This is a genomic window from Acidimicrobiales bacterium (assembly GCA_036378675.1).
Lineage (GTDB): Bacteria > Actinomycetota > Acidimicrobiia > Acidimicrobiales > Palsa-688 > DASUWA01.
Genome location: DASUWA010000007.1, coordinates 157,458 through 175,772, shown reverse-complemented (window position 1 = coordinate 175,772; position 18,315 = coordinate 157,458). Strand labels below are relative to the sequence as shown.

Here is an 18,315-nt window from a genome sequence, read left to right as displayed (position 1 = left end):
GACATCCCCGCTGGGGTAAGGCACAGGCCGCGAGAGGCGCACAACAAGCGGGGCGCGGCCCCGGGCGGTCGACAACCGCAGCACGCGACCCTCCAAGCTGAAGGTGCCGGCGTAAAACCGCGCTGGCATCAGCGCCTTCTTACGCCGCGGGTAGCGGGCCCCCTCACCTTTCTTTTTGCGCGCCGCGGTGGCGAAACACGCCTCGCTATAGCGGCGGACCACCGACCGCGCCGCCGCCACCGACAACTCGCCCACCTCCACACCGGCCAACTCCCGGCACAACGACGGATAGTCGAAAACAGGCGGACCGCCCCGTCGGAACCGAACCTCGTTCATCTCGATCAGCCCCGCCCAAACATCGCCAGCCGAGCGCAACAAACCGAAACAGCGACGACGCTGACCGGCACTGACCCGCAACCCGACCCGGCACGACCGGTAAACCACACCCTCCAAATGACGAGACCGACGCATCACCCAAGTATCCACCCCACCTGTGACCACCAAACCGGCAAACCTTCCATAACACGGCACTAGCTGTCGCCCATTTCGAGTTGCTCGAGCTCCTCGACTGTCATCAGCACTGCGCGTGCCTTGGATCCCTCCGACGGCCCGACCACACCACGCTGCTCGAGCAGGTCCATCAAGCGGCCGGCCCGGGCGAACCCGACGCGCAGCTTTCTTTGGAGCATCGAGGTGGAACCGAGCTGAGAGCGAACGACAAGCTCCCGCGCCTGGTCCAGCAAATCGTCGTCGTCATCATCGCCGCCGAAACCTCGTCCAGCCGCGGGACCGTCATCGCTCCCCTCGACTCCCTCGACGTAGCGCGGCGCCGACTGCCGGCGCCAGTGCGCAACGACCTTGCGCACCTCCTCCTCGGTCACCCACGCGCCCTGGATGCGCCTGGCGACGCTCGAGGAAGCGCTCAGGAGGAGCATGTCGCCCTTGCCGATGAGGCGCTCGGCTCCGGGTTGATCGAGGATCACCCGGCTGTCAGCCAGCGACGAGACCGCGAACGCCAACCGCGAGGGGATGTTCGCCTTGATGACGCCGGTGATGACATCGACAGAGGGTCTTTGCGTAGCGATGACCAGGTGGATGCCGACCGCCCGGGCCATCTGGGCGATCCGGCAGATGGATTCCTCGACGTCGCGCGCCGCGACCATCATCAGGTCGTTCAGCTCGTCGACGACCACGAGAATGAACGGCAGGCGCTCGTAGTTGCGCTGCTCCTGGCCGAGCGCAGGCTCCCCTTGCAGCTCTCCCCTGTCGTAGGCGGCGTTGTACCCGGTGACGTCCCGCACCCCGACCTCGGCCAACAGGTCGTAGCGCCGCTCCATCTCGTGAACCGCCCACGCAAGAGCGTTGGCCGCCTTCTTGGGGTTGGTGACAACGCCGGTCAGGAGATGGGGCAGGCCGTTGTACTGCCCGAGTTCGACCCGCTTCGGGTCCACCAGGATCAGGCGCACCTGATCGGGAGTGGCCCGAACGAGGATCGACGACAGGAGCGAGTTGATGCACGACGACTTCCCGGCGCCGGTGGCGCCGGCGATGAGGATGTGCGGCATGTTGGCGAGGTTCTCGAGTATGGGCCTTCCCGCGATATCCCTTCCGAGGGCCACCTCGAGCGGATGGACCGCAGCGTGCGCTTCGGCCGAGGCGAGGATGTCCCCGAGCGCCACGAGCTGCCGGTTCTGGTTCGGCACCTCGACTCCGATCGCCGACCGTCCCGGGATCGGCGCGAGGATGCGCACATCCGCGGCGGCCATCGCGTAGGCGATGTCCTTTTGGAGGTTGGTGACCTTGGCGACCTTCACGCCCGGGCCGAGCTCGAGCTCGTAGCGGGTGACCGTCGGGCCGACGGTCATGCCGACCAGCCTGGTCTCCACTCCGTGCGCGGCGAGAGCGTCCTCGAGGGTGTGTCCGAGCGCTTCGACGTGGCGGCGATCGATCTCGGCGGCCTTGGTCCTACCGAGAAGCGCGATCGGGGGCAGCCGCCACGTGCCGGGAGCCGCCGAAGGTCCAAGCGATATCGAAAGCTGCTCGGCATCCACGGGTTGGTCGGGGGGCGGAACGTGGATCGGCACCGCCGGCCGTCCAATGCCATCCTCCTCGGAGCTGTCCGCCCCGGCGATCGCTTCGTCTTCGTCTCCGCCCGATTCAGCGAGCGATTCGTCGGCGTCGCCGGCCATGCTTTCAACGTCGAAGGGCGCGCGCGGCTGTCCCGGTTGGGATGCCGGATGGCGCCGGCTTGCAGCGAGTCGTCGCGATCGGCCCACGAGAGAAACCGCGCCTCCGGCCGACGCGGTTCCGACCTTTGCGGCCGCTCCGACTCCGATCACGATCCACCTGGCCGCGACCCTGGCCGGGGTGCCGGTGACGATCAGCAGCGACAGCGCAAGAACACCGGAGAGGACGAACCCGGCTCCCCACTGGCCGACACCCGCCCTGAGCGGTACACCGATCGCGGCGCCGGCAAGCCCTCCGGCATGGCGCAGCGGAGACAGTGCGCTTGTCCAGTTGGCGGGCCCGTTCGCCAGATCCAGTACGCCGGCGAAACCGAGGAGCAGCAATCCGCAGCCGATCGCAACGCGCGACGGAGGCCGTGGGCTGCGCTCTGCGTCTTCTACCTGCGACGGGCGCGCCGGCCGGCGCCCCCTGTCCCGGCGCCCCTTGTCATGGCTCTCGCGCAGCAGAGCCCAGCTGACCGCCAGCAGCGCCGGCGGGAGCAGCAGCCTCGACCCACCAACAAGGTCGGACGCGGCTCGATTGAGAACCCGCCCTGCCGGCCCCGCAAGGCCGCTGTAGACCGCCAGAGCGCACAGCGCGGCGACGACCAACAAGCCGAGGCCCCAGACGTCGTAGGCCTGCGGCCCCAACCAGCGGCTGAGACCGCGTTTACGACGCTCTCTCGACGCCGCCTTTCCGGTGGGCCGAGATCTGGGCGCAGGGCGACGACGGGTCACAGTAGTCACAGCAACCCCGAGCGTAACAGCAGCAACAGCACTCACAGCGGAGCGCCCGCTAAACCTCCATGACGACCGGAACGATCATCGGCCGCCGGCGGGTGCGCTCGGCGACGAAGCGTCCCAGGGCCGATCGGGCGCGCCGCTTGAGCGTCTCGAAGTCCACCGACCCCGAGTCGGCGGCCTCCTCGAGCGCTTCGAGAACGGCCTGCCGCGCCTCGCCGAGAAGCTCCTCCGCCTCAGGCGCATAAACCCAACCGCGGGTGATGATCTCGGGGCCGGTGAGCACCTCTCCGGACTTGGCGTCGACGGTGACCACGACGATCACCACACCCTCCTCGGCGAGGACCCGGCGGTCCCGGAGCACTCCCTGGCCGACGTCGCCGACGATGCCGTCGACGTACAGGTAGCCGGCGGGCACTTCCCCCGCGAACTCGGCACCGGTTTGGGTCAGCTCGACGACGTCACCATCCTCGGCGAGCAGCACCTTGTCCCCGCGTACGCCCATCTCCTGGGCCAGGCGGCCGTGGTGGGTGAGGTGCCGGAACTCCCCGTGCACCGGTATGAACCACTCGGGCCTGGCCAACGACAGAAGCGTCTTCAGCTCCTCCCGCCTCGCGTGCCCGCTCACGTGAACGCCGGCGAGACCCGAGTGCACCACCTCGGCACCGAGCCGGGACAGGCCGTCGATCACTTTTCCGACGTTCCCCTCGTTGCCGGGAATGGCGTGGGACGAGAGCACCACGAGATCGCCTTCACCTATGGAGATCCATTTGTTGTCCGCCGCAGCCATCAGTGCCAGCGCAGACATCGGCTCGCCCTGAGAACCCGTCGAGATGACGCAGACCAATCTCGGGTCGTAGTCCCCGATCCGCTCTATGTCGATGAGACTCTCGTCGGGAATGCTCAGTAATCCCATCGATCGGGCGAGCGAGACGTTCTTGCCCATCGAACGACCCAGCGTGGCGATCACCCGGCCGCACTCGATCGCCGAGTCCGCGATCTGCTGAATCCGGTGGATGTGGCTGGCGAAACAGGCGACGATGATCCGCTTGTCCTGGTTGGCATTGAAGAGATCGGTCAACACCCGGCCGACCGCACGCTCGCTCTGGGTGTGGCCATCCTCCTCCGCGTTGGTCGAGTCGGACAGCAACAGGCGGATCCCGGGGCCTGACGCGATCGCGCCGATCCTCGCCAGATCGGTCGCGCGGCCATCCACGGGGGTCAGATCGATCTTGAAGTCGCCGGAGTGCAGGATCACCCCTTGAGGCGTGTGGAACGCCGTCGCAAAACCGTGGGGCACCGAATGGGTTACGGGTATGAACTCGACGTCGAACGGGCCGATCTTCCGTCGCTCACCGTCGCGCACCGGCACGAGCTCCGTTTTGTCGAGAAGGCCCGACTCTTCGATCCGGTTTCTGGCGAGCCCTAGAGACAGCTCTGAGCCGTATACCGGGAACGACAGATCCCGCAGGAGAAAACTAAGCCCCCCGCAGTGATCCTCGTGCCCGTGGGTGATGATGCAACCCTCGACGCGGTCGGCATTTTCGAGCAGGTAGGTGAAGTCCGGGAGGACAAGGTCGATGCCCGGCATCTCCGAGTCGGGGAACATGAGCCCGCAGTCGAGGATAAGGATCCGCCCGTCCACCTCGACGCAGGCGCAGTTCCTACCGATCTCGCCCAGCCCCCCGAGGAAAACGACTCGAACCGGCGAAGCGGGCGGGGCCGGCGCGTCAGGCATGCAGCTGGTCAAAGACCCGGCGGGCGCGTTCCTCCAGCCCGTCGGGCTCCACTCCCATGGGAAGCCTGCAGTGGCCGACCTTCCTGCCGAGGGTCCTCAACATCGCTTTAGCCGGTACCGGGTTCGGAGCGTCCTCGGTCGACTGGAACTCGTGGGACGGGATCAACCGGGCGTTGACCTCGCGCGCGTGATCCACGTCGCCCTTGAGGAACGCAGAGATCATCTCGGTGACCAACTCGCCCGCCCAATGCGCCTCAACGGAGATCACGCCGACAGCGCCGACGGCTAGCAGTGGGAGTGTGTCGGCGTCGTTGCCGCTGTAGAGCTCGAAGCCTCCGGGCGCATCGGCGGCCAAGGCAGCGCTGGCCGCGGGGTTTGCCGTCGCGTCCTTCACGCCCACGATCACCTCGTCACGGGCGAGCTTGAGGATGGTGTCCTTGCTCGCCTTGCGCCCGGTCCGGACCGGGATGTCGTACAGCAGCACCGGCAGGTCCCCCGCCGAGTCGGCGATGGCGCGAACATGCGCTTCGATACCGGCTTGGGACGGCCGGTTGTAGTACGGCGTCACCGCCAGGATCCCCGCGACACCAGCCTGGCGGGCGAGCTTGGTTAGCTCGGCCGAATGCCTGGTATCCGCTGTGCTCGTCCCGGCGACAACAGGAACCGTCACCGCGGACGTGACCGCCCTCCACAGGTCGGTCTTTTCCGAATCGGAGAGAACCGGGCTCTCGCCTGTTGTACCCGTCAGGACCAGGAAGTCATTTCCGTGCTCGGTCAGCCACTTGGCGAGCGAGACGGCGGCGTCGACGTCGAGGTCACCGCCGGGACCGAACGGGGTAACCATTGCGCAGCCGACTGCGCCGAACCTGCCGGTCATTGGCATGTGCAGAGCCTACCGGGGCGGCGCCGGCGAAACCCGCATAAACAGCCGCTCCCGGGCATCAGGCGATCTGGAAGACCTCGAACTCCTCGCCGGTATCGGTCAGGTTCTCGAACTCGATGACGCCTAGCTCGGTGAACCGCTCCCGCAGCCACGAGTCGCCGTTGTCGAGGAGGCCCAGTTTCTTGCAGTTGGGAACGATCTTCGAAAACAGCATTCGCTGGAAGAGCTGGCGCTCGGGCGACCGGGTCACTACGGACACCGCCTCTTTGACGGGGACTCCCAGCCGCTCCCACACCTCCTGCTGCAAGAAACGGTCCCGCATCCGCACCGCCGCCTCGAACGCGAACTCCTTGCGTTCACGCAGCTCCCCTTCGGAGAGGTTCGAGTAAAGCTCCTGAAGGGACAGCACACCGAACGCAACATGTCGTGCTTCGTCCGACATCACATAACGGAGGAGTTGCTTCAACAAAGGTTCGGTCGTGATGTCGTGCATGAAACCGAACGCGGCGAGGGCAAGGCCTTCGACCATGATCTGCATGCCCAGATAGGTCATGTCCCACCGGCTGTCAGCGATGATGTCGTCGAGCAGCATCCTCAGATGAGCGTTGACCGGGTAGTGGCCGGACAGCTTCTCGTTCAGGTACTTGCCGAAGACCTCGACGTGGCGAGCCTCGTCCATCACCTGAGTTGCCGCGTAGTACTTGGCGTCGATCCACGGGACCGTCTCGACGATGCGCGCGGTGCATAGAAGGGCGCCCTGCTCGCCGTGCAAGAACTGCGAAAGCATCCAGTTCTGGCTCTCGCAACCGAGACGCAGCCACTGCTCGTCCGTCCAGTGCTCGAACGGCGTTCCGGTGACGTCGATGTCCAGGCCCCGGGCGCCCATGAGCTCGCGGTTCGCCATCACCACCGCTTCCTGGTCCACGTCGGTGTCCCAGGGAAGGTCGGTCTCGCCGTTCCACTGCGCCGTCTTCGCCTTCTCGTAGAGGCGTTCGAGCCGGGCACGGGCGCCTTTGTCGTAGTCCCACGTGAACAGCGCTCCGAAGTGCGAGTCGACGCTGTGGTCTGAAGCGCTGGAGTCGTTGTTGCTGATGGCGAGGATCGCTTCCAGGTCGTTGACCCCGGCCCGCCCGATGATCTGCTCGTTGATTCCTGGGCTCTCATTGAGAGTCGTCACGCTGAAACCCCCGCTTCACGCGCTGTCAGATAACGCTGTTAGCTTAACTGGGATAGCCGACCTGTCAAGGAATACGGCCGGGCGTGGGGCAGGGGCCCCCACGCTCCCAGAGGGCGGGGCCAGATGAATGTCGGGCGCCCCGCCCGGGCGGTGTCACAGTCCGAGGAGGGCCTCTAGGCCGACGGTGAGCCCGGGGCGGCCGGCCACGTTCCGGACGGCAAGCAGCACGCCCGGCATAAACGACTGGCGGTCGTAGGAGTCGTGCCGGATGGTCAGGCTCTGTCCCGTGGTTCCGAGTAGGACCTCCTGGTGGGCGACCAGCCCGCGCAACCTCACCGAGTGGATGCGTATGTCCGCTGGCCCGGAGGCTCCCCGGGCCTCTGGAATCGTTTGGATCTTGGTCGGGTCGGCCATCCAGTCGGCCGAGGCGGCGGCCATCCGCTCAGCGGTCAGCACGGCCGTGCCGGAGGGGGCGTCCACCTTGGCCTCGTGGTGGAGTTCGATGATCTCGGCCGTCTCGAACCAGGGTGCCGCGATCTCGGCGAAGCGGATCATCAGCACCGCGCCGATGGCGAAGTTGGGGGCGACGACGCACCCGAGGCTGCCGCCGGCGGGGAAGGCGTGGCGCAGCGCGGCTTGTTCGTCTTCCCCGATCCCCGTCGTTCCGATCACCGTGTGGATCCCGTACGAGGCGCAACGGGTGGCGTTGCCGACCGCAGCTCCCGGGACGGTGAAGTCGACCGCGACGTCGACCTTGTCGCCGGCGAGGCTTTCGAGGTCAGGTGCGATCTGGACGTCGCCAGCGGCCGTGAGCCTCCCCTCGGCTGCCGGGTCGACCGCCGCCACGAGCTCCATGTCAGTGGCGGCGACAACGGCAGCGCAGACCGTCGAGCCCATTCGGCCGCCGGCGCCGATGACAGCTACTCGCATCGGCGGCGACAGTAGTTGCAGCAGCTGATGCTGCCGTACGATCTCAGCATCAGAGTCGGCCCATCGCGCAAAATCCGATTGCTCACCGTCATGGCGGCAGCCGGGCTGCCGGTCGGTGCAGCTGCAGCGTGGATACCGATCCGGTCAGACCTTCCGAACACGACGGCCGCTCTGACCGTCGTGCTCGCTGTGGGGGTGGCAGCGGCGGCGGGAGGGAGGACCGCCGCCGCCGTCGGTGCCCTTGCGGGTACCTTCGCGTTCGACCTGTTCGACACCGCCCCCTACGGGCAATTGCTCATCACACACCTACGCGACGTCGTCACTGCCATTGCTGTTCTCGTGGCGGGCCTGTGTGTGGGCGAGCTAAGCGCCCGGTTGAGCTCTTACCGCCTGATCGCCGACAAGCGTGGTGAGGATTTCGCGGTGTTGAGCGCTGCCGCGGGATTGATCGCTCTTGGCGAGGAGGCCGCGGTCGTCGTCCGTGCTCTTGCCGGGGAGCTGCAGGAGTTGCTGCACCTCGAGGACTGTGAGTTCGAATTCGGGCCTCCGAGCGGAAAGCGGTTGTGTGTCTCGCGCGAGGCTTCCCTCATAGCCCTCGGCCCGAAGGTGACCGCAACGCGGGACATCGATCTTCCGGTCTGGCTCGGAAGCGAAGTGGTGGGTCGATACCGGATGACGGTTTCGGGTGATCCGCCTTCTAGGGACCGCCTCGCCGTCGCTCTCGGCCTGGCAGACCAGGCTGGAGCGGCGTTGGCCGGGTCCCAACCAGATCCGTCGCCGGGAGGGCCGACCCGGCGCCGGCGGATGCACCTAGTCCGTTAGGCGCTGGCCTCGGACGAGCTTTCGGGCACCGAGAGCAACTCGTAGTAAGGGTTGATCATGGCGAGGTGGCCCCGCCGCTCTCCGACCATTCCTTCGAGAAGCAGCTCGGTACCTATCCGAACCCCGGGTATCTCCCTCCGCCCGAGGAACACGACAAGGAGCTCCGCACCGCTGCCGTCTACGACGGTGCACTCCAGAGCGGGGACACCGGACCAGGGTTGTATGCGGACCGCTCTGATGCGACCTACGACTTTGGCCGATTTTCGGAAGCTCAAATCCGAGATCGGTACAGCGCCCGGAATCGCTGTGGCGGAGACCTTCCCAGACGACGCCGGCGGTTTCTGGTCGGGGTCCAAACGGAGGTCCCTAGCGGTGAGCTCGCGTTGGGTCTGCGAGATATCTGCGACGTTGAACGGAACCAAGGTGGCGTTGACGTGGGGTATTCGGCCAAGCGACTCGACGAGACGGTCGGCGTTCCGGCCGTGCAGAAGAAGACCGAGCCCTCGCCGGTAGGTTCGGATGGGGATCAACACGCTGACTTCGGTCTGCCCGTCGCCCGCCGCTTTCGCCGCCATTTCGAGCGCCGCGCGTCCTAGCCGTCGATCGGCGACCTCCACGACGTCCAACGGCAGTGACGACAACCCGAGATCCCGCCACCTCCGCATGACCGCATCAGCACGCTTGTCGTCGACGTTGAAGTGCACGGCGTAGAGATCGTCCGGGTTGAGATTTCGTGCGTACTGGATGGCCCTGGCAGTCGCCAGATCGATTCGGTCGACCAGCACAATCACAACATGGCGCCGAAGGACCGGTGCCTCGCATGCCTGAAGGGCAGCTCCTTCGCCGAGGACGGTGTCCTCGGCGCGGTATTGAGCGTTCGTCTTCATCAGTCCGTAGACCAAGATTGGAAGCACTACGACCACGACCCACGCGCCGCTGGTGAACTCGGTGATCGCGAAGATCAGCACCACGAGCAGGCACACCACGGCAGCGGTCAGGTTGACCGCTACACCGCGTCGCCATCCCTGCTCGCGATGGGTGAGGTGATGCTTGGTCATGCCGGCGCCGGCCATCGTGAATCCGGTGAACACCCCGATCGCGTACATGGGAATCAACGAGGCGACTCGCGCTTGCGTCGCGACCAGCAGGGCGATCGACGCAACTGCGAGGACGATGATCCCGTTCGAGAAGACCAGGCGGTGTCCTCTGACCGTCAATGGCCGCGGCAGAAAGGAATCCTCGGCGACGAAACTCACGAGGAACGGAAAGCCTGTGAAGCTGGTATTTGCAGCCAGAATCAGTATCGCCGCGGTCGCAGCCTGAAGGCATCCGTACAGAAGCGAGCCGACGGCGCTGGGCCCGTATACGAGCTTGCCGATCTCCGAAATGACCGTAGGGGTGCCCGAGCCGAAGGGCCGGGCATGTCCGAGTGCCGCCAGTATCGACACACCAAGGAACATCGAGCCAAGGATCGAGCTCATGATGGCGAGCGTTGTCCTTGCGTTCCGAGGCTGCGGATCGCGAAACACGCTCACCCCGTTCGAGATCGCTTCAGTGCCAGTCATCGCCGAGCCCCCGTTGGCGAAGGCCTTCGCCGCGTAGAACAAGGAAACTCCGAGCAGCAACCCTCCACCCTCCTGACCAAGCGGGATCTGTCCGCGGTGCACCGGCACGTGACCCAGGTCTCCGGCAGCCGCCTTGACGAGGCCGCTCACGATCAGCACGCCCATGTTCGCGATGAAGAAGTAAGTCGGTATCGCAAAGAGACGACCGGCTTCCCGCAGCCCCCGGAGGTTGCCGTACGCGATGGCAACCACGAAGGCGATTGACAACCCGAGTATGGCGTGCCGGAGAGGAGGCACGGCCGAGACAATCGCGTCCGTTCCCGCCGCCGCCGAAACGGCCACCGTGATGGTGTAGCTGATGAGCAGGGCAGCCCCTGCGATCTGAGCCACGTTCGGGCCGAAGTTGTCTCGGCTGACGACGTAGGAACCGCCGGCCTTTGGGTACGCCCGCACGACGTCCCGGTAGCAGATCGTCACGACCGCGAGCACCGCGAGAATGATCAACGTCACAGGCGTCACCAAGGCGAACGCCGCCAAGCCGCCGACGGGAATCAGGATCCGAAGGATCTCCTCGGTGGCGTACGCCGAGGAGGACATGACGTCGGAGGAAAGCACCGCGAGGGCCGTCGGTTTGCCGAGGCGTTCCTCTTTAAGGCGCTCGCTGATCAGCGGCGGGCCTAGCAGGCGCTTTTTCAGCCGGTACGCGGTGGACTCTCGGGGGACGGAAACGTCCGACAGCCCGACCTTGGGGTTGGTCCATCCCGGGAGGGGCTTCCCGTCCCCCTCCGGGGTGACGCGGACGTTGCCGTCCGCGGCGGGTGGTATTTCAGTGGCAGATCCGTCGTTGATCGCTGATCCCTCCCGAGCTAACCAGCAGCTTGCACCCTAATCAGTCCGCGGAGCTCGGATACGGCTGCTCCGCTCCCAGGCGGTCGGATCGGCTTACGCGGCCGCCAAGTCGTCGGCGTCGAATGGTCCCACGCACGCCACCGTGGTCGGGCGGGACATCCAGCGCCGGGCCGTCTCGTTGACCTGATCGAGGGTGAGGTTGGCGAGCCTCTGCTCGACTTCTTCGACGGCGAGCACCTTGCGGTGAACCAGCTGGCTGTGCCCGATGCGGCTCATCCGCGCGCCGGAGTCCTCAAGCCCGAGGGCCATCGAGCCCCTGATGTGGCTGCGGGCGCTGTCGAGTTCGGCCTTGGTGATCCCCTCCTCGGCGACGCGCTGGATCTCGTCGAGGATGAGGTCGCGAACCTCGGCCGCTTTGTCCGGGGAGGTTCCCGCGTAGACCGCGAGGGCGCCGGCTCCCTGGAACCCGAGCCGGTACGCGTACACGGAGTACGCCAGCCCACGCTCCTCGCGGATCGACTGGAACAACCGGCTCGACATGCCGCCTCCGAGCACGTGCTCGACGATGCTCATCGCGTGGCGTTCGTCATCGTCCCGGTCCGGTGCAGGTACGGCGACGGCGAGATGGGCTTGCTCGGTCCTGCGGCGCAGAACTTCGACCCGCGACGCCGGGGTCGCCGGCGCGATGCGGCCCGGTGCCGAGCCTCCGGCACGTCCGGCGAGCCGTGATCCGAGCCGCTCGACGATCTCGTCGTGATCGAGCTGCCCGGCGGCCGCGACGACAATGTTGCCGGGCAGGTAGTGCTCCCGGTGAAAGGCCGCGATGTGGTCGCGGTTCATTCGCGAGATGGTTTCGGCCTCGCCAAGCACCTTGCGCCCCAACGGATGGCCAGGAAACAGAGCGGCCGCCAGCACGTCGTGAACGAGATCCGCCGGTTCGTCCGAGTGCATAAGGATCTCCTCGAGTATCACCTGCCGCTCCGATTCGATCTCGTCGAGCCTGAACGCCGGCGACCACATGATGTCCGACAGGATGTCCACCCCCATGCCCGCGTCCTCGCCGAGCAGGCGGACGTAGAAGGTCGTGTACTCCTTCGTGGTGAAGGCGTTCATGTCGCCGCCCACCGAGTCGATCGACTCGGCGATGCTCAGGGCGCTGAGTTCGTCGGTTCCCTTGAAGAGAAGGTGCTCGAGAAAATGGGACGCCCCTGACTCGTTCGGGTTCTCGTCAACCGAACCGGTGCCCACCCAGAAACCGATGCTTGCCGAGCGCACGCCCGGCATCTGCTCGGTCACCACCGTGAGCCCTTCGGGCAGGACGGTGGTGCGGAAGTTCACGGGCGGCGCCGGCGCGGGTTGCGGCGTGGGCCGCGATCCCCAGAACTGCGGTCGCGGCTTCCGACCATCTCGCCCGGACCGAGGTCGCCGAACGTCTCCTGGGCTTCGGCCTCCCAGGTGTCCTCGAATGAAACCTCGCCGGCATCACCCGACGACCCGCCCTCGCGACCAGACCCGCGTGAAGACGAACCACCGGAGTTACCGCCGTGCGACGTTTCTGCCGGCGGGCTGCTTGCGAGCGACAACGACACCTTCCCCTGCGGGTCGATGTCGTCCACCCGGACCTCGACCTCGTCGCCGAGGTCGAGGACATCCTCGACCTTGTCGATCCGGCGGCCCTGACCGAGCTTGGAGATGTGCACCAGTCCGTCGCGCCCGGGAAGGATGTTCACGAACGCACCGAACTTGGTGACGTTCACGACCCGCCCGCTGTAGACGGCGCCGACCTCGGCCTTCGGCGGGTCCAGGATCATCTCGATCCGCCGGCGGGCTTCGGCGACGGCACCGCCGTCCTTCGCCCCGATGGTGACCGTGCCGATCACTCCGTCGTCGTCGACCGCGATCTCGGTGCCCGTCTCCTGCTGCAACGCGTTGATCACCTTGCCCTTGGGCCCGATGACCTCGCCGATCTTGTCGAGCGGGATCTCGAAGCTGACGATCTTCGGCGCGGTGTCGCGAACCTCGAGACGCGGTTCCCCGATCGCTTGGTGCATTACGTCGAGGATCTTCAGGCGAGCCTCGCGCGCCTGACGCAGGGCTGAAGCCAGGACGGATGCGGGAAGGCCATCGATCTTGGTGTCCAGCTGGAGCGCGGTGACAAAGTCAGCCGTGCCGGCGACTTTGAAGTCCATGTCGCCGAACGCGTCTTCGGCGCCGAGGATGTCCGTGAGCGTGACGTACTGGTCGTCGACCTTCACCAGGCCCATGGCGATGCCGCCGACCGGCTCCTTGATCGGAACGCCGGCATCCATCAGCGACAGGCTCGACGCGCATACCGACGCCATCGACGTCGACCCATTGGACGACAAGACCTCGCTTACCAGCCGTAGCGTGTAGGGGAATTCCTCCGCAGGTGGAACCACGGGGAGAAGAGCACGCTCAGCGAGGAGACCGTGCCCGATCTCGCGGCGCTTGGGGCTTCCGACCCTGCCGGTCTCTCCGTTCGCGTAGGGCGGCATGTTGTAGTGGTGCATGTAGCGCTTCTTGTCGTCGACGCCGATGGTGTCGAGAAGCTGGTCCATCTTCGGCATACCCAGCGTGGTGATGTTGAGCACCTGGGTCTCACCCCGCTGGAACAGCCCTGATCCGTGGGCGGTCGGAACGATGCCCACCGCCGCCGAAAGCGGGCGGATGTCCGTCGGGCCTCTGCCGTCGATCCGCACGCCGCTCGTCGCGATGCGCTGCCGTACGAGCTTCTTCGTGAGCGAACGCACCGCGGCCTTGATCTCCCGCTCGCGGCCCTCGAACTCGCCGGCCAGCTCGGCCAGGATCGAGTTGGCGACCTCCTCGGTCGCGGCCTCGCGCTCCGCTTTTGCAGTGATCGTGGTGACCTTGTCGACCCGATCGGTTCCAACCTCCGCCACCCGCGCGGCCACGTCATCGCCGTAGTCGACCTGGGGCTCGTAGGGAAGGGGGGGTCGGGACCCCGCCTCGGAGACGAGCCGGCGCTGAAGCTCGATGCTCTCCCGAATCCAGGTCTTGGACTGCTCGAGACCGTCGGCGATGACCTCCTCGGTCACCTTCGGGGATCCGGACTGGTAAAGACCCCACGCTGCTTCCGTCCCACCGGCCTCGACCATCATGATCGCGATGTCCCCGCCGCTCGTCTCCCGGCCGGCGACGACCAGTTCGAACGCGGAGGCGTCACCCTCGTGGTACGTCGGGTGGGCGACCCACTTGCCTTCGCCGTTGAAAGCGATGCGCACCGCGCCGATCGGTCCTTCGAACGGTATGCCGGAGAGCATCAGGGCGGCGCTCGCGGCGTTGATCGCCAGTACGTCGTGGGGGTTCTCGAGGTCGGCGCCGAGCACGGTCACCACGACCTGGGTCTCGTTCCGGTACCCGTCGGCGAAGCTGGGCCGGAGCGGCCGATCGATCAGGCGGGCGGTCAGGATCGCAGTGTCCGCCGGCCGGCCCTCCCTCCGGAAGAACGAGCCGGGGATCTTCCCGGCCGCGTACATGCGCTCCTCGACGTCGACGGTCAGCGGGAAGAAGTCGATTCCCTCCCTGACCCCTGAAGCCGCGTTCGCGGTCGCCAGAACCAGGGTGTCGCCGATGCGGCCGACGACCGCTCCTTGCGACTGCTGCGCAAGAAGCCCGGTCTCGAAAGTGAGGACCTTGCCGGTCCCGCTTAGCGGGGCAGAGACCCTCGTTGAAGGCTGGGTAGTGGCGGCCATGTGGCACGCTCCTTTCTGCTGCCCCATCCGGGGCGGTTGGAGCGGCGGTCGGGCCAGTTCCCAGTCGAAAGCCTCCCGGAAGTGTTGGGGACACGGGAGGTTCTCGACTGGCAGCTGACCTTCTGTTGCCGCTCGTATCTCATCATGTGGTTATCGATGTGGTTATCGGACAGCTCGGCTGTTGGTCGGGCCCAAAGCCAGTACGGCTTGTCGGGTCATCGGGCTATCGGCGAAGGCCGAGCCGGGCGATCAGTTCGCGGTAACGCTCGACGTCGTTGTCGCGCACGTAGTCGAGTAGCCGGCGCCGCCGTCCGATGAGCTTCATCAGGCCGCGCCGGGTGTGGTGGTCGCCCTTGTGGATCTTAAGGTGCTCGGTCAAATGTGCGATTCGCTCGCTGAGGATGGCGACCTGAACTTCCGGCGAGCCGGTGTCGGTCTCGTGGGTACGGTAGGTCGCGATCGTTGCGGCTTTGTCTGGCATGAAAGCAGGTATTCCTCGGGATTGGTTTTGACGAATGCCTCGTCGGCATGACGGCACATCGGGTCGTGACCGGTCGCCCAGCTCCTGGGAACCGACGACCGGGCGCGCCCGGCTCCGCCGGTCACAAAGGCGATGTTAGCAGCTGGGGTGATCTGTGACCGATGAGAGCGATGCCCCGGAACAGGGCCGCGGCGACGCCTTGCGCGTCACGCCGGGCGTCGAAATCCGGCTCGAAGAACTCGACTGGCGGTTCTCCCCCGCCGGCGGTCCCGGTGGCCAGCACGCCAACACGTCCAACACCAGAGCGGAGGTCACCTTCGACATCGCCGCCTCGACCAGCCTTCGGGGCTGGGCCCGGCAGCGTCTCCTCGACCGGCTGGGACCGACGGTCACCGCGTCCGCCGGCGAGCGCCGCTCCCAGGCGCAGAACCGCCAGCTCGCTCTCGACCGGCTGCGCGCTCGCCTCGCCGCCGGGCTGAAGGTCGAGCGGACCCGGCGCCCGACCCGACCGACCGAGGCCTCGCAGAGGCGCCGGCTCGAGGAAAAGCGCCGGCGGGGCGATCTCAAGCGGCAGCGGCAGCGCCAGCGGCAGCGGGGCAGCTCCGACGATCCGTGAGCGGCGCCGGCTTACACCCCGAGCAGCGTGCGGCACTCCTCGACGTCCCGCCCCATCTGCTCCACGAGGGCCTCGACGGTCTCGAAACGCGCCTGGCCCCTGATCCGGTCGGCGAACTCGACCCGTGCCTCCTCGCCGTACAGATCGCCGTCGAAGTCGAGCACGTGAGCTTCGAGCAGCGAGCTGTCCTCGCGCTCGTAGAACGTCGGCCTTCTACCCAGCGACAGCGCCGCCGGCAGCCGGGCGCCACCGGGGCGGATGTACCAGCCTGCGTAGACGCCGTCCGCCGGCACCATGATCGTGGAAGGCACGGCGAGGTTCGCGGTCGGGAAACCGAGGAGCCGTCCCCTCTCGTCACCGTGGACCACCACACCACGAACCTGATGAAGCCTTCCCAGCAGCAGCGATGCCTCTTTGACGGCGCCGTCGGCCAGAAGGGACCTGATACGAGTCGATGAGATCGGCTGCGCGCCCGGGCCTTCACTGAAAAGGGTGACGCCTGTGACGTCGAAGCCGAGCTCCGCCCCCATCTCCTGCAGAAGCGGGACGTTGCCTCGCCGCTTGTAACCGAAGTGAAAATCGTGCCCGACCACGACGGCCCGAGTCGACAGGCAGCCGACGAGCACCTCGCGCACGAAGTCCGTCGCCGATTCCTCCGCGCGCTCCTCGTCGAAGCGGACGATAAGCACGTAGTCGACCCCGGTCTCCCCCAGCAGCTCGATTTTCTGGTCGAGGTCGGTCAGCAGTTTCGGGGCGGACTCAGGCCGGACGATCGAAGCCGGATGCTGGTCGAAGGTCACCACTGCGGACGCGACTCCGAGATCGGCCGCCTCGCGGCGCACCCTTTCGATCACCTGCCGGTGCGCTAGATGAACCCCGTCGTACGCGCCGATCGTCACCGCACACGGACGCGCGGAGACGCACTCGCCGGGATGGTGGAGGACCTCCATTGCCGCCGAGGTTACCGAGAGATGGTCACAACAACGGCGGGCTTCGCGGTCCCGCCCCGGTGCGGTTGGTACACGGCAAGCAGGTCGCCGTCGGGTCCGATTACCGACCACGGCCCCACCGAGTCACCGTCGATCCCGAGGACCGCGCGGTCCAGGACCCGGCCGTTGGCCACTTGGGCGGCGACCTCGGTGTCGACCTTCACCGGGGTAAGCCACGGGACGGATTCCGCAAGGGGGCGCACCGAAGGGACGTCCAGCGCGTCGAGCGGCACCGCGTCGTCGGCCGACCAGGGCCCGACCGCGATTCGCCGCAAGGCCCGTAGGTGAGCCCCGCCGCCCAGCGCCGCGCCGAGATCGGCCGCAAGCACGCGGATGTAGGTACCGGACGAGCAGTCCACGCTGACGTCGAACACGGGGTCCGGCGCAACCTGCCGATCGATGTTGAAGCGGAACACCGTCACCGGCCGGGGTGCGCGCTCGACCTCGACCCCTGACCGGGCCAGCTGATGGAGCCTCCGGCCGCCGACTTTCAACGCGGAAACCATCGGCGGCACCTGCTGGATCTCGCCCGTGAGCGCAAGCCCGGCTGCTCTCGCCTGCTCGATCGTCACTCCCGCCATATCCCACCGACCGACGACTTCGCCGGACGCATCGAGCGTGGAGGTCGCCGTCCCCAGGACGACCTCGGCCGTATACGACTTGGCGAGCCCGCTCATGAACTGCATCAACCTCGTCGCCCGCCCGAGCCCGACCAAGAGGACCCCTGTCGCGTCGGGATCGAGGGTGCCGGCGTGGCCCACCTTCCGCTGGCCGAAGATCCGGCGGCAGCGACTCACGACGTCATGGCTGGTCATGCCCGCCGGCTTGTCGACCACCGCGAGGCCGTCTACCAAGACTCCTCCGGGCGTTGACCCTCACCGGTCTCCCCCGACTTGCCCTCCTCGGTGTGAATCGTTCGAAGGATGTCCTCGACCCGCTGCCCCGCCTGGACGGCCGGGTCGGCGGCGAACCGCAGCTGGGGCGTCCGTTTCAGGCGAACCTGAGATGAGATCGCCCCCTGCAACCGAACCCGCGACTCCGACAGTGCGGTCGCGGTTTCGTCGTCCAGGGAGGAAAAAAACACGACCGCGTGCCGCAGATCGGGTTCGCACTCGACTGCCGTGATGGTCAGCAACCCGAGCCTCTCGTCGAGATCCTCCATTCGTTCGAGCGCGTCAGCCAGCACCTCGCGCAGAATCTCGTTCACCCTGGCCGTGCGCGGAAACTGACGTGCAGCGTGCGCGGAAGCCCGCCTGCTTCGTCCCGTCACGAGTCCTCGTCGCTCATCCAGCCGCGACTCGCCGACGTGACTTCCACTTCGGGGAACGACCAAACGAACCTCTCCACCGAGTCCAGCACCTCACGCGCGTGGCTCGCCGAACCTGAGACTGCAGCCATACCCACGATCGCGTGATGCCAGGCGTCCTGCCGCCCGACCTCGGCGGCGGCAACAGCGAAGCGCCGGCGGGCACCGTCGAGGATGGGGCGAAGGGCTGCCCTTTTTTCCTTGAGAGAGTGCGCCGCGGGGAGGCGCAACTCCATGGTCAGCGAGGCGACATGCAAGG

Annotated in this window: 16 protein-coding genes; 2 read left to right on the top strand and 14 right to left on the bottom strand. The window is 66.8% G+C overall.

The features are described 5' to 3' along the window. From VFZ97_03005 to dapB, 6 genes are all read right to left on the bottom strand, one after another. Nucleotides 1–336, bottom strand: a 336-nt coding sequence (locus VFZ97_03005) for a hypothetical protein (GenBank protein ID HEX6392381.1), incomplete at its 3' end; no start/stop codon positions are given. 194 nt (nucleotides 337–530) lie between these two features. After that, the gene (locus VFZ97_03000) at nucleotides 531–2,876 is read right to left on the bottom strand and encodes a DNA translocase FtsK (GenBank protein HEX6392380.1); all 2,346 of its coding nucleotides are present in this window, start codon (nucleotides 2,874–2,876) and stop codon (nucleotides 531–533) included. A 145-nt stretch (nucleotides 2,877–3,021) separates the two neighbouring features. Then, the gene (locus VFZ97_02995) at nucleotides 3,022–4,704 is read right to left on the bottom strand and encodes a ribonuclease J (protein HEX6392379.1); all 1,683 of its coding nucleotides are present in this window, start codon (nucleotides 4,702–4,704) and stop codon (nucleotides 3,022–3,024) included. Then, nucleotides 4,697–5,587: a 4-hydroxy-tetrahydrodipicolinate synthase gene (gene dapA, locus VFZ97_02990; GenBank protein HEX6392378.1), complete on the bottom strand. Its 891-nt coding sequence runs from the start codon at nucleotides 5,585–5,587 to the stop codon at nucleotides 4,697–4,699. The genes VFZ97_02995 and dapA overlap by 8 nt, the downstream gene beginning before the upstream one ends. 58 nt (nucleotides 5,588–5,645) lie before the next feature. Beyond that, nucleotides 5,646–6,764: a ferritin-like domain-containing protein gene (locus VFZ97_02985; GenBank protein HEX6392377.1), complete on the bottom strand. Its 1,119-nt coding sequence runs from the start codon at nucleotides 6,762–6,764 to the stop codon at nucleotides 5,646–5,648. 153 nt (nucleotides 6,765–6,917) lie between these two features. After that, on the bottom strand, nucleotides 6,918–7,694 hold the full coding sequence (gene dapB, locus VFZ97_02980; protein HEX6392376.1) for a 4-hydroxy-tetrahydrodipicolinate reductase: 777 nt from the start codon (nucleotides 7,692–7,694) through the stop codon (nucleotides 6,918–6,920). 27 nt (nucleotides 7,695–7,721) lie between these two features. Here dapB and VFZ97_02975 point away from each other — a divergent pair, with 27 nt between their 5' ends. Further along, nucleotides 7,722–8,516: a DUF4118 domain-containing protein gene (locus VFZ97_02975; GenBank protein HEX6392375.1), complete on the top strand. Its 795-nt coding sequence runs from the start codon at nucleotides 7,722–7,724 to the stop codon at nucleotides 8,514–8,516. Here VFZ97_02975 and VFZ97_02970 read toward each other — a convergent pair. From VFZ97_02970 to rpsO, 4 genes are all read right to left on the bottom strand, one after another. Beyond that, entirely contained in the window at nucleotides 8,513–10,747 is a 2,235-nt protein-coding gene (locus VFZ97_02970; GenBank protein ID HEX6392374.1) for an amino acid permease, read from the bottom strand. The genes VFZ97_02975 and VFZ97_02970 overlap by 4 nt on opposite strands. Nucleotides 10,748–11,023: 276 nt before the next feature. Beyond that, nucleotides 11,024–12,268, bottom strand: a complete 1,245-nt coding sequence (locus VFZ97_02965; protein HEX6392373.1) for a pitrilysin family protein — start codon at nucleotides 12,266–12,268, stop codon at nucleotides 11,024–11,026. Next, nucleotides 12,265–14,664 carry a polyribonucleotide nucleotidyltransferase gene (locus VFZ97_02960; GenBank protein ID HEX6392372.1) on the bottom strand — a complete coding sequence of 800 codons (2,400 nt, stop codon included), beginning with the start codon at nucleotides 14,662–14,664 and terminating at the stop codon, nucleotides 12,265–12,267. The genes VFZ97_02965 and VFZ97_02960 overlap by 4 nt, the downstream gene beginning before the upstream one ends. A 223-nt stretch (nucleotides 14,665–14,887) precedes the next feature. Next, entirely contained in the window at nucleotides 14,888–15,145 is a 258-nt protein-coding gene (gene rpsO / locus VFZ97_02955) for a 30S ribosomal protein S15 (protein HEX6392371.1), read from the bottom strand. Between the two features lie 154 nt (nucleotides 15,146–15,299). Between rpsO and arfB the strand changes: the two genes are divergently transcribed. Continuing rightward, nucleotides 15,300–15,761, top strand: coding sequence for an alternative ribosome rescue aminoacyl-tRNA hydrolase ArfB (arfB, locus tag VFZ97_02950; protein HEX6392370.1), 462 nt, complete (start codon nucleotides 15,300–15,302; stop codon nucleotides 15,759–15,761). 11 nt (nucleotides 15,762–15,772) lie between these two features. On the opposite strand, the gene VFZ97_02945 is transcribed toward arfB, so the two are convergent. Genes VFZ97_02945 through VFZ97_02930 form a run of 4 tightly spaced genes read right to left on the bottom strand, consistent with a single transcriptional unit; the run spans nucleotide 15,773 to nucleotide 18,313 of the window. Next, nucleotides 15,773–16,711, bottom strand: coding sequence for a bifunctional riboflavin kinase/FAD synthetase (locus tag VFZ97_02945; GenBank protein ID HEX6392369.1), 939 nt, complete (start codon nucleotides 16,709–16,711; stop codon nucleotides 15,773–15,775). Between the two features lie 11 nt (nucleotides 16,712–16,722). Continuing rightward, complete coding sequence (truB, locus tag VFZ97_02940) at nucleotides 16,723–17,604, bottom strand: tRNA pseudouridine(55) synthase TruB (protein HEX6392368.1); 882 nt, start codon at nucleotides 17,602–17,604, stop codon at nucleotides 16,723–16,725. After that, nucleotides 17,598–18,020, bottom strand: a complete 423-nt coding sequence (gene rbfA / locus VFZ97_02935) for a 30S ribosome-binding factor RbfA (protein ID HEX6392367.1) — start codon at nucleotides 18,018–18,020, stop codon at nucleotides 17,598–17,600. Before rbfA ends, truB begins: the two co-directional genes overlap by 7 nt. Next, nucleotides 18,017–18,313, bottom strand: coding sequence for a DUF503 domain-containing protein (locus VFZ97_02930; protein ID HEX6392366.1), 297 nt, complete (start codon nucleotides 18,311–18,313; stop codon nucleotides 18,017–18,019). Before VFZ97_02930 ends, rbfA begins: the two co-directional genes overlap by 4 nt. Between the last annotated feature and the right edge of the window lie 2 nt (nucleotides 18,314–18,315).